We start from the raw sequence: 11,130 nt of genomic DNA, 5'->3' as shown, positions 1-11,130 counted from the left end.
CACTTACGCGGATTCGGGGCTTCATTTGGCGGCTGACTTAGGCCATTTGTGGGAACAATCCACTGAGCGACCGCTGCCTTTGGGAGGCCTGGTGATGCGTGATCGACATGCTCCGGCGACGATGGCGGCCGCCTGCGATGTGATCCGGCGATCACTGCAATCTGCTCGTCAGACGCCTGAGTCGGCGTTTCCCGCGATGCGTCGATACGCCCAGGAAATGGACGATTCGGTGCTGATGCAGCACGTCGATTTGTACGTCAATGATTGGACCGAGGACCTCGGGACGGTCGGACAAGAAGCATTGACGACGCTCTCGGAGATGGCCCAGCAAATCGGGTTGGGGGCGGCCAAGCTGCGTTTTTTCTGCGGCGAAACCGGTCTCTGAACGCCGAGTTTGTTTGCCCAGACCGGGGGAAAGAACTATCCTGGAAGCGAACGGATTGTCTCTTCTCTTCAGTCTTTTCCGCCGCTGCGTCGCATGGATTCCCGGTCGCTCTCCTCCTCCGATTCCTCGCACCCGGACCGTTCAGCGGTTTTGCCGGAGGGATCGACGGTGCACCGACCGAAATCGAGTCCTGAACCACCGGCTCCTACCACCCGGCCATCCGTCTCCTCGGTCGACCAATCGCTTCCACGCGACGCTGGGGATTTAGGTGGCGCGGGGAATTCGAGCGACGCTGAAAATCAGGGCGGATCCAAGGCATCCGTTCCGACGCCGCTGCCTGCGGCCGATGAAGTGATCGAGGGAGCGGACACCGTGATTCGGGCTGGTTCCAGCCGGTCGGATGTCTCGGCCACGCGTTCTCACCGGATGCTGGGGAACTCGTTTCCGTTGCGGGATTCCTCTCATGCGTCTCATCGACACGCCACCCCGGCGTCGATCACTCGTGATCTGGGTGGTCAACGGCTCAACCACTTCTTGTTGCTCGATCAAATCGGCGGCGGTGGGATGGGGGCCGTCTTCCGTGCTCGCGATGAACAGCTTGGGCGAACCGTTGCGGTGAAGGTGATTCCGTTTGCTGCCGATGACCCTGACCTGCAGCGACGATTCCGCAACGAAGCCCAGAGCGCCGCCAAACTCGATCACCCGTTGATCGCTCGTGTGTTCGACGTTGGCAATGATGGGCCCTGGCACTACATCGTCTTTGAGTACATCGACGGTGCGAACGTCCGCGACATGGTTGCGAGCAACGGCCCGCTGTCGCTCGATGACGCGTTGTTCTTCACCATCCAGGTCGCCGAGGCGATTGGGCACGCTTCCCGTCGCGGCATCGTTCACCGAGACATCAAACCGTCCAATGTGATCGTGACCACCGATGGTGGGGTCAAGCTGGTGGACATGGGGTTGGCTCGGTCGGATAACTTCGACACCAGCGAAGACATGACGGCCAGCGGTGTGACGCTTGGGACGTTCGATTACATCTCGCCGGAACAAGCACGTGATCCACGGTTGGCTGACATCCGCAGCGATCTGTACTCGCTCGGCTGCACGCTGTTTTACATGCTGACGGGCTCGCCACCGTTTCCCGGTGGCACGATGTTGCAGAAACTGCTCAGCCATGGAAACGCCGCGATCCCTGACATCCGGGAACAACGCGACGATGTGCCGGCCGAGATGACGGCGATCTTGAACAAGATGCTCGCGAAGCTTCCGGAGGAACGATATCAGCGCAGCGAGACGTTGATCGCTGACCTGAGAGAGCTTGCCTCGCGTGAGAACCTGCCGCGAAGTCGAGGCGTCGCCGCACCTAGTTTGGAAGACGACGATCATCGCGAATCGATGCGTCGACTGCGTCGGCATTTGCCGTGGATGATCGCGGCAACCGTTTTGCTGTTCAGTGCCTTTGCGGTGGAATTGCATTCGCAGCCGTCTCGTCGTGAACTCAGCCGCGCCATTGAACTTTCGATCTCGCCTGATTCGATTGAATCGGTCGCTCCGCGATCGGTTTCGAGCCTGGATGACCGCAAGGCATCACCCACGACGGATTCGACGCGAAACGCGGGACTGGAATCGGCCCTTGGTTCTTCGGTTGATGGATCCGTGTCGAATCCTTCGACGGTTCGTGAAACGACCGACCGAGGGGCTTCGCCAGGAACTGGCAACGGCTCGGCAACCGGACAAGGTGCGTTGTTGCCGCCAGGGCAATTGCCAGCCACATCCGTCGGCGATCGATTGCCCAGTGGGGCTTCCTCCTCTGCCACCGGCGACCAACCTGGTTCCGCTGGTGGGACGGGGACCGATGCTGCGATGGCCAGAGATCGATTGATCGAGAGCCCTGCGTCGCCGCGTGATCCTTCGATGCCTCCGGCAATGGATCCCGATTCCGTTGTCTCAAGCATCACGCCTTTGGCCGGTGGCATGACGGCTCGCGACTCGGCATCGGCCGCGACTGAAACCGGTGCTGTGGGATCGAGTGTTGAATATCCCACGCTGGGAGCCGACCCGCCTCGCATTGGCGGTTTGCCGTTGCCTCCAGGCGTGTCTGAAACATTGCCTTTGGCTCCGACCATTCCCAGCGTTGTCAATCGCGAGAGCGAACGAGGCACGGGCTCCGGCTTTGCTGGTGCACCACTCAATGGCAACGGCAGTCCGATGATTGGCCCGGTCAATGCCAACCCGTTGACGGGTGATTCCTCCAGCACACCCACCGCCTCCGATGGGATCGCATCCAACATGCTGAGTCCCGGTTCAACGAATCCCACACGGCCGCTGACGATCAGCGATTCCGCAAGCGAGTCCGCCGCGGTGATGGAGCTGGAAACCGGAGTTGCTGAGTCCGTGAATCCGGAACCATTCCGTGTGCAAATTGTTTCAGCGGAAGCACTTCGTGTTCCCCAGCTTCGCGAAGAAGCTGCTCGTGCTGGCGTGCAGCTCGCCACCACTTTGGCGGATGCACTGCAGTTGGCCGACGAGTTGGAAATCGATCGCATCGACATCGCGACCCCGCAGTTGCAGTCCGCTCCGGTCACCATCCCTCGCAGTGATCTGATTCTCTCGTCGAGTTTGCCGGGTGGCACCGAAGTGGTGTTCCGCTCCACCGAAAACGTGGACATGCAGCGAAGTGAAATGATGACGATCGGTTCGCATCGAATCGAAATGTCGGGGCTGCATTTTTTCTGGACCGTGCCCGCAACTGAAACCGATGGTGGTGCCCTGTTCGCCATCAACGACAATCGCCGCGTTCGTCTGCGCGACTGCACGGTGACGATCGACAACGCGTCGCGCCGCGATGACGTGCAAGCCTTCAGCGTCGTGACCGATCCCGAGCGACTGCCGTACGATCGAGTGGAAAGCGGTGCGGTGGCCGACACCAGCGGCACCTTGCCGTTGGTCTCCATTGAACTGTCCAACGTGATTGTCCGCGGGCAAATCACGATGCTGAGGATGGACGTGGCGGCAGAACTTCAGTTGCTGTGGGAAAACGGATTGCTGGCCGTCTCACGCCGAATGATCGAAATGGGCGGGGCTCTCCAGCCGCCTCATCCGTCCTCTGGTTCCGTTCGTCTGTCACTGGAGCAATTGACCGCGATCACCCCCAAAGGCCTGCTGCAGATGCGGATGGGCGTCAGCTCGCCTTACCCCGTTGAAATCGAGCGACGGGCCGAAGAATGTGTGTTTGTTGTGGACACTGGGATCCCTCACATTGAATTAACAGGAATTCCACGTGTCGACCGCGATGAAATTTGGGTCCGACTTCGAGGATCGGGCAACGCCTACGACACGGACACGGCGCTGGACGACCCGATGCTGCTGATTCGCGATGAATTGGGCCAAACCCGGGTCACGACAATGAGCGATATCCTGGAAATCCTGGAAGATCCGCCACCTTGGATGAATGAGCGGCCGCCTCGATGGACCGTTCGTTGGACCGAGCAATTGCCGGAATCGACCCCCTCTAGCCAGTGGTCTCCGATGGATTTCAGGCAAGATGGATCGGTGGTGGGTGGATTCCAAGAAAGGTCCCTCCCTAGAATGCCGATGGAACCTACATTTGACTTTCCCCCCACACCGTGACTTTAATGGTGCGTCGGCGGTCTCGTCGGCTCCCGCCTGAAAACCTACCTGATCTTTACTTGAGGAACCTGCTTGATGAAACGTTTGGCTCTTGTTCTGGGCATCGCTGCCTGCTTTTCCACCCCATCGTTCGCGATCAGCGAATTCGGCAAACAGTGGAAAGCTGACTACATCACCGAAGACACCGACGCTGATTTCGTGAAAGCGAGCCGCAAGGCTGGTTGCAACCTTTGCCACGTGAAAGGCGCACCAGAAAAGAAAGAAGCTCGCAACGAGTACGGACGAGCCCTTCACAAGCTCCTCGACAAGAAGGATTTCCCCAAGGAATACTTCAAAGAGCATCCAGAAGAAGCTGCCGCAAAGATCACGGCTGCTTTCAAGAAGGTAGAAAAAGAAAAGAGCTCCGATGGAAAAACCTTCGGCGAAAAAATCAAAGCCAACGAATTGCCAGCGACCGACGCTGGTCTTTGATCCGTTCGTCCGCCGCATGAGCTTTTACAGGAGCCCATGACGAGTGGTGAATTTGACTAGACTACGAAGCCCGATGAGTGTTCCGCTCATCGGGCTTTTTTTATGCGATGCCCCACCGTTCTCCCCACCTGGATCCCCACACCATGCGTCCTGTTTCTTGGTCGTGCCATCGTTTGTCGATGGGCGCGATAATTCTTGCTTCGCTGTTGTTCTCCCCCGCTTCGCAATCGAATGCCGAGACATCTCACGACGTCGTTGTCTACGGAGGCACCGCAGCGGCCGTCACCGCCGCGATCCAGTCCGCTCGCATGGGCCAATCGGTCATCATGGTTTCACCGGATGTGCATTTGGGTGGCCTGACCAGCGGGGGCCTGGGCTGGACCGACACCGGAAACAAAGCCGTCATCGGTGGACTTGCCAAAGACTTCTACCATCGCGTCTACAAGCACTATCAAGACGACTCCGCGTGGAAATTTCAAACTCGCGAAAAATATGGCAACCGTGCCCAGGGGCACCGGGCCAGCGACGATGACCAAGCAACCATGTGGGTCTTCGAACCGCACGTCGCAGAAAAAATCCTTGAAGAGATGCTGGCCGAGCAGAACATCACGGTGGTCCGTGACGCGTGGTTGGATCGCGAAAACGGCGTGGTGATGAAGCAAGGCCGGATTCAGGCCATTCAAACGCTGGACGGAAAAAACTATCCGGGCAAGATGTTCATCGATGCCACCTACGAAGGCGACCTGATCGCGGCGGCGGGGGTTGCGACGGCGCATGGTCGAGAAGGAATCAGCGATTACGACGAACCTCATGCGGGCGTTCAAACCGGTGTCCTGCATCACTCGCACCACTTCGACGTGTTGCCGCAGCGAGTCGATCCGTATGTCGTCCCCGGTGACCCAAGCAGTGGCGTGATCCCTTTGGTCAGCCCCGATCCGCCCGGTGAGTTTGGTTCGGCCGATGATCGAGTCCAGGCCTACTGCTTTCGAACCTGCATGACGAACGACCCCAAGAATCGTGTGGCTTGGAAACGTCCCGCCGGATACGACCCCGCCACCTACGAATTAATGGCTCGCGCGTTTGAAGCTGGTTGGCGCGATGTGTTCAAAAAGTTTGATCCGCTGCCCAATCATAAAACGGACACCAACAACCACGGCCCCGTCAGCTTTGACAACATCGGTGCCAACTACGATTACCCCGAAGCCACCTACGAACGTCGACGCGAAATCATCGAGCAACATGAACGCTACCAGCGCGGGCTGTTGTACTTCATCGCCACCGACCCGCGTGTGCCCCGAGAAGTTCAAGACAGAATCAACGAGTGGGGATTGTCGGCGGATGAATTCACCGACAACGATCATTGGCCGCACCAGATCTATGTTCGCGAAGCGCGACGGATGGTTGGTGAATTTGTGATGACCGAGAACCATCTTCGAAAGGACTTGCCCACACCGGATTCCGTCGGCATGGGATCCTACGGAATCGACTCGCACAACACGCAGAGATACATCACGCCGGAAGGTTACATCCAAAACGAAGGTGACCTGGGCGTCTCCACGCGTGGTCCCTACAAAATCGCCATGGGCGCGTTGCTGCCCAAACGCGACGAGTGCGAGAACCTTTTGTCGCCGGTTTGCGTGTCGGCCACGCATGTTGCTTTCGGGTCGATCCGCATGGAACCCGTGTTCATGATTCTTGGGCAATCCGCCGCGACCATCGCCGCGCTCGCCAACCAGTCCGGCCGCGCAGTTCAAGACGTGCCGTACGCAGACCTGCGCAAGCGTTTGCTCGATGACAATCAAATCCTGGAAACACCCGCCAGTGTTGCCAAAATGAGTCATCCCGATTCACTGGATCTGAAGTGGGTCAAAGGCATCAGTGTCGACGACGCACAGGCGGAACGGATTGGCGGCTGGATCCAAAGTCATGCCTCGGGCAACTTTTACGGTTCAGGTTATCACCACGACGGCAAAGACAATGACCGCGTCAAGCGAGCGATCTACCAAGCGGACTTGCCCAAAACCGGCGTTTACGAAGTGCGTGTGAGTTACCCCACGAACGCCAATCGTTCCAAGCAAACGCGAATTGACGTCCACCACGATGCAGGCGTCACGACACACCGCATTGACCAAACGCAATGGAAGCCCGCATCCAAGAAGCAGCCCTTGCTGACGCTTGGTCGTTACGCCTTCGACGCCGCGAGTCCCGCCAAGGTGGTCATCTCGAACGAAGACGCGAACGGATACGTCGTGATCGACGTGGTCAATTGGCTCCCGCTCGAAGAGAAGTGAATCGTCGAAGCGTTGTCCTCAACTCTTCCGCCTGGCAACCAGCAACGGTCAATCCTCAACGCGACTGAGTCAACTTCCAAACGTTCGCGTCCCGCGGTTCAATAACATCCGCGACGGCCTGTTGATTGAAACCGAACCTAAAACTCACCCGTCGGGTTGCGAAATCGAATGAATCTACAAGCCGGAGAGCGTTGGATTTTCGCTCCAAGGTCATCCGCCGATTCAGTCGTCGATGTTCAGACCGTAGTCCTTCATTTTTTTTGACAACGTGTTTCGGTTCATTCCCAATCGCGTTGCGGTTTTGGTTTGCACTCCGCCACATCGAAGTAACAACTGAGAGATCAATTCACGTTCGACTTGATCGACGACGACGGAGTGCAGGTTTTCTGCATCGTCGGCTTCGTCAAGCCCGCGTTGGACAACGATCCGGGCGAGGGTTTTCAGGTCCATTCGATTGATGTCGAGTGCCGCGGTGCTTCCTGCGGGGGTTGTCGCCGATTCGGGCATTGTTTCGGTGGAACCATTGGGCATCGGGGTGGTGGATTTCAGGCCGCCTGCCGAGCTGGCCAGTTCCCGCGTTGGTGCGCTGTGATGAGGATCTCGCACGCACAGCGGCAACGCGTCGAGCACCAGTTCATCGGTGTCGCTCATCACGACGGCTCGCTCAACATAGTTTTGAAGTTCGCGAACGTTTCCGGGCCAGTGGTAATCCTGTAACGCTCGCATCACGCCGGTGCCGAGGTGCGAGACATAGCGGTCGTTGACTTCGTTGTAGTGATCCAAGAAGAACGCCACGAGTGCCGGAATGTCTTCGCGACGGTGGCGCAGAGCGGGCAGCTCGATTGGCACGACGTTCAAACGCCAGTAAAGGTCTTCACGGAACTCGTCGAGTTGGACCTGGCGCATCAAGTCGCGGTTGCTGGCCGCGATGATTCTCGCATCGGTTCGGTGGCTGGATGTGTCGCCGACCCGCTCGAATTCTTTTTCCTGCAGCACACGCAGCAATTTGACTTGCAGCGTCAGTGTGGTGGAGTTGATTTCGTCGAGGAAGATGCTTCCGCCGTCAGCGGCTTCGAATCGGCCGGCGCGATTGGCAACGGCGCCGGTGAAGGCACCGCGCACGTGCCCGAACAATTCGCTTTCCAGCAAACTTTCGCTCAGGGCGCCGCAGTTGACTTTGACGAACGGGCCTCCGCTGCGGTGACTCAATCGGTGCACCGCCGAGGCGATCAATTCTTTCCCCGTTCCAGTTTCACCGAGAATCAGCACGGACGCATTGCTCACGGCAACCTTGCGTGTCACGCGATCGACTTCGCGCATCGCAGGGGAATTGCCGATGACGCCCGGCAGGAGCTGTCCTCGATAACTCACGAAATCACAACCAAGATGCGGTTTGTCCGAATGCATCCATGAAGACTTGGTTCTTCAGTGGAGTTCGTTCTCTGACGCCGCTTTGGCGGTCTTCCAGCATTTGCTCCTCATCGGAGTTGGGCTCACGTTCGTCGGGGTAACCGATTGCAATTGCGGTGGCGGGCTCGTAGCCTTCCGGAATCTGGTACTGGCCTCGAACTTGGCTCAGATTGACACCGGCCATTTGATGCGTCTGCAATCCCAAGGAGGTTGCTTGCAGGGACATCAGAGCGGCCGCGGCACCGAGGTCATGCAGAGCCACTCGGTTTGGTTTTTGGTTGTAGGAGAAATTGGTGCGAATGACAGTGCAAATCAAGACGCCTGCTCGGGATGCCCAATCACGATTGGCTTCCAGCAAACAATGCAACATCGCCTCAAAGGCGTCTCCATCTTGGCGACGTGCGACAATCCAAGACCACGGTTGATCGTTAAAACTACTGGCGGCCCAGCGAGCGGCTTCCAAGCACTGACGCAATTTGTCATCTTCGACTTCACGCCCGTCAAATCGGTACGGGCTCCATCGATCAGCGATGACGGGCAATACTTCCAGATCCGTTTCGTTGACTGCCATCTTCCATCCAACGCTTTGCAAGATTGTTTTGAACAACGCCCCCCAAGTCGCCACGCCATTGAACGCGACGTCAAACCGCCCCGGTGAGGTGCCGATAGGTTATCACGGCGATGCAAAGTGGGCTACGTGGTCGATTCGCAAGCGATGCCAAATTGTGGGGCGAGCACGGGGCGAAATCGCTGCGCGCGTCGATCAGTTGACACGCTTGAGCCGAACCGAACAACGCACCGACGACGCAGAAACGGTGGCGTCGGAATTGCTCCCCTTGTGCGAGGCATTGCGGTGGATCACTGAGCACGGGAAGAAAACTCTGGCGCCCCGAAAAGTGGGATGGAAACACCGTCCCCTATGGATGTGGGGTGTCCGGAGTGTCGTCCAGCGAGTCCCGCTGGGGCGAGTTCTCATCCTCGGGACTTGGAACTACCCGCTGCTGTTGCCCGGCGTTCAAATGGCGCAGGCGCTGGCTGCGGGAAATGAGGTCTGGCTCAAACCCGCCGCCGGAACCGAAGCCGTTTCAACTGAATTGGTGGCTGCGTTCTACGCGGCCGGCGTTCCGGAACATGCGATCACCTTGCTAAATTCATCCACCGAGGCGGCAATCGAAGCCCAGGCGTCTGGAGTCGACTTGGTCGTCCTGACTGGATCCGCAGAAACAGGCCGGAAAGTCTTGCACCAATCGGCCGAAAACCTAACCTCCTCGATCATGGAATTGTCCGGGGCCGACGCCGCGATCGTGTTGCCTGAAGCGGACTTGGAACGCGTGGTCGATGCGGTGACGTTTGGGTTGCTGTTCAATAGCGGCGCCACCTGCATCGGCCCGAGACGGCTGGTCGTCATCAGCGATCCATCCACCGCTGCGCTTCCTGAGCGGTTGACCAGTCGACTGCGTGAATCCAAGCAGGTCACGGTTCATGCCGCTGCACGAGCGAGCGTGGCTGATTTGATCGACGACGCCCTTCGCGCGGGCGCGAAGGACAGCCTTGGCCGGTATGACTCCACCGACCTTCGCACCACCGGAAAGATGTCGGCCGTCGTGCTCGAAAACGTTCCCGATGGGCACGCGATTTTGCAGAGTGATGTGTTCGCGCCCCTGATCTCGTTCATTCGTGTTGAGCGACCGGAACAGGCTGTGGAACTGGTCAATGAATGCCCGTATCGTTTGGCCGCCTCTGTGTTTGGCCCCGCTTCTAACGCTCTGGGGATCGCGAATCGATTGAGCGTGGGCGTGGTGACGATCAACGACATGGTCGCGCCGACGGCCGATCCGCGATTGCCGTTTGGAGGCCGAGGCCAGAGCGGTTTTGGAGTGACACGAGGCCCCGAAGGATTGCTGGCCATGACCGCACCGCGAGTCATCGCGACTCGTCGCGGTCGCGGTGCGATGCACTTGTCACCTCGAAACGATGCCGATGCAGAGTTGCTGTCCGGAGTGTTGCAGTGGTCACACGGCACCGGATGGTCACGCCGAATCGCAGGCCTTCGGCGAGTCACCACTGCCGCCTCCCAGTGGCGTGCATTAAAAAAGTAGCGTGTGACACCAGCACCCGCGACACCAATGTCATTTGCCCGGAACGTTTCCCCACGGATCGAAAGCCACCCATGATCGCCCCTGAAGCCGCTGCAAATGAATCCTTTGCTCCCGCCAAGAAGACTTCCAACCCGCAACACGTGGTGGTCGTCGGTGGCGGTTTGGCGGGATTGTCGTCTGCCTGCGTGTTGGCCGCTCGTGGTCACCAGGTCACGCTTTGCGACAAGAACGATTGGGTGGGCGGTAAAGCAGCGGTGCATCAAACCGATGGTTACCGGTTCGACATGGGGCCAACCATCTTGACACTGCCGAGTGTCTTGCGGCGTGTCTTCACCGAAGCCGGCCGAAAGATGGAGGACTACCTCGAACTGATCGCCTTGGATCCGCAGTGGCGGTGTTTCTTCGAAGGCACACCCCAGTCACACACCTCGGAAAACTCGGTGTTGGATTTGGTTGCTGACGTTGAGCAAATGAAACGTCACCTGCATGACTTCACCGGAGGCGATTCCACCGGGCAAGGTTACGAATCGTTTATCGAACGCAGCAAGCAACTGCACGGTGTCTCGGATCGTTTTTTCTTTTGGCGATCGATTGGCGGTTTGGCGGACACGATGGAAGTTGGCGGCGCGTTCTCTGCCGCGGTGCTGAAAGATGTTCTATCGCTGAAAATGGGACGTAGTGTTGCTTCCATCGTTCGGTCACACGTTCCGGAACATCGTGTGTCGCAGATGATGGATCACTTCACTCAGTACGTCGGTTCGTCGCCATACGCGTCGCCGGCTGTGCTGTGTGGCATCGCCCACATGCAAACCGAAGAAGGCATCTGGTACCCGATCGGCGGCAC

Annotated in this window: 8 protein-coding genes; 6 read left to right on the top strand and 2 right to left on the bottom strand. The window is 58.4% G+C overall.

Translation table 11 applies throughout. From position 1 onward, the window contains the following. From ACF8AM_RS24390 to ACF8AM_RS24375, 4 genes are all read left to right on the top strand, one after another. Window positions 1-385: MqnA/MqnD/SBP family protein (locus ACF8AM_RS24390; protein ID WP_392558152.1), on the top strand; the 385-nt coding region annotated here is incomplete at its 5' end. Between the two features lie 93 nt (window positions 386-478). Next, window positions 479-4,015 carry a protein kinase gene (locus tag ACF8AM_RS24385; protein WP_392558151.1) on the top strand — a complete coding sequence of 1,179 codons (3,537 nt, stop codon included), beginning with the start codon at window positions 479-481 and terminating at the stop codon, window positions 4,013-4,015. Between the two features lie 75 nt (window positions 4,016-4,090). Continuing rightward, a complete protein-coding gene (locus tag ACF8AM_RS24380; RefSeq protein ID WP_392558150.1) occupies window positions 4,091-4,486 on the top strand; it encodes a hypothetical protein in 396 nt (131 codons plus the stop codon). A 143-nt stretch (window positions 4,487-4,629) separates the two neighbouring features. Then, window positions 4,630-6,777, top strand: a complete 2,148-nt coding sequence (locus tag ACF8AM_RS24375) for an FAD-dependent oxidoreductase (protein ID WP_392558149.1) — start codon at window positions 4,630-4,632, stop codon at window positions 6,775-6,777. A gap of 222 nt (window positions 6,778-6,999) precedes the next feature. On the opposite strand, the gene ACF8AM_RS24370 is transcribed toward ACF8AM_RS24375, so the two are convergent. Further along, a complete protein-coding gene (locus tag ACF8AM_RS24370) occupies window positions 7,000-8,184 on the bottom strand; it encodes a sigma-54 interaction domain-containing protein (protein ID WP_392558148.1) in 1,185 nt (394 codons plus the stop codon). Continuing rightward, entirely contained in the window at window positions 8,153-8,758 is a 606-nt protein-coding gene (locus ACF8AM_RS24365; protein WP_392558147.1) for a nitroreductase family protein, read from the bottom strand. The genes ACF8AM_RS24370 and ACF8AM_RS24365 overlap by 32 nt, the downstream gene beginning before the upstream one ends. Here ACF8AM_RS24365 and ACF8AM_RS24360 point away from each other — a divergent pair. Together ACF8AM_RS24360 and ACF8AM_RS24355 are read left to right on the top strand one after the other, a co-directional pair. Then, the gene (locus ACF8AM_RS24360; protein ID WP_392558146.1) at window positions 8,718-10,286 is read left to right on the top strand and encodes an aldehyde dehydrogenase family protein; all 1,569 of its coding nucleotides are present in this window, start codon (window positions 8,718-8,720) and stop codon (window positions 10,284-10,286) included. The two genes, ACF8AM_RS24365 and ACF8AM_RS24360, sit on opposite strands and share 41 nt — an antisense overlap. 71 nt (window positions 10,287-10,357) lie before the next feature. Continuing rightward, the coding region (locus ACF8AM_RS24355) for a phytoene desaturase family protein (protein ID WP_392558145.1) at window positions 10,358-11,130 on the top strand (773 nt) is incomplete at its 3' end.

Origin of the sequence: Rhodopirellula sp. JB055, from assembly GCF_043100905.1 — a bacterium.
GTDB lineage: Bacteria > Planctomycetota > Planctomycetia > Pirellulales > Pirellulaceae > Rhodopirellula.
The sequence above is the reverse complement of the archived record's forward strand: the minus strand, read 5'-3'. Positions and strand labels throughout refer to the sequence as shown.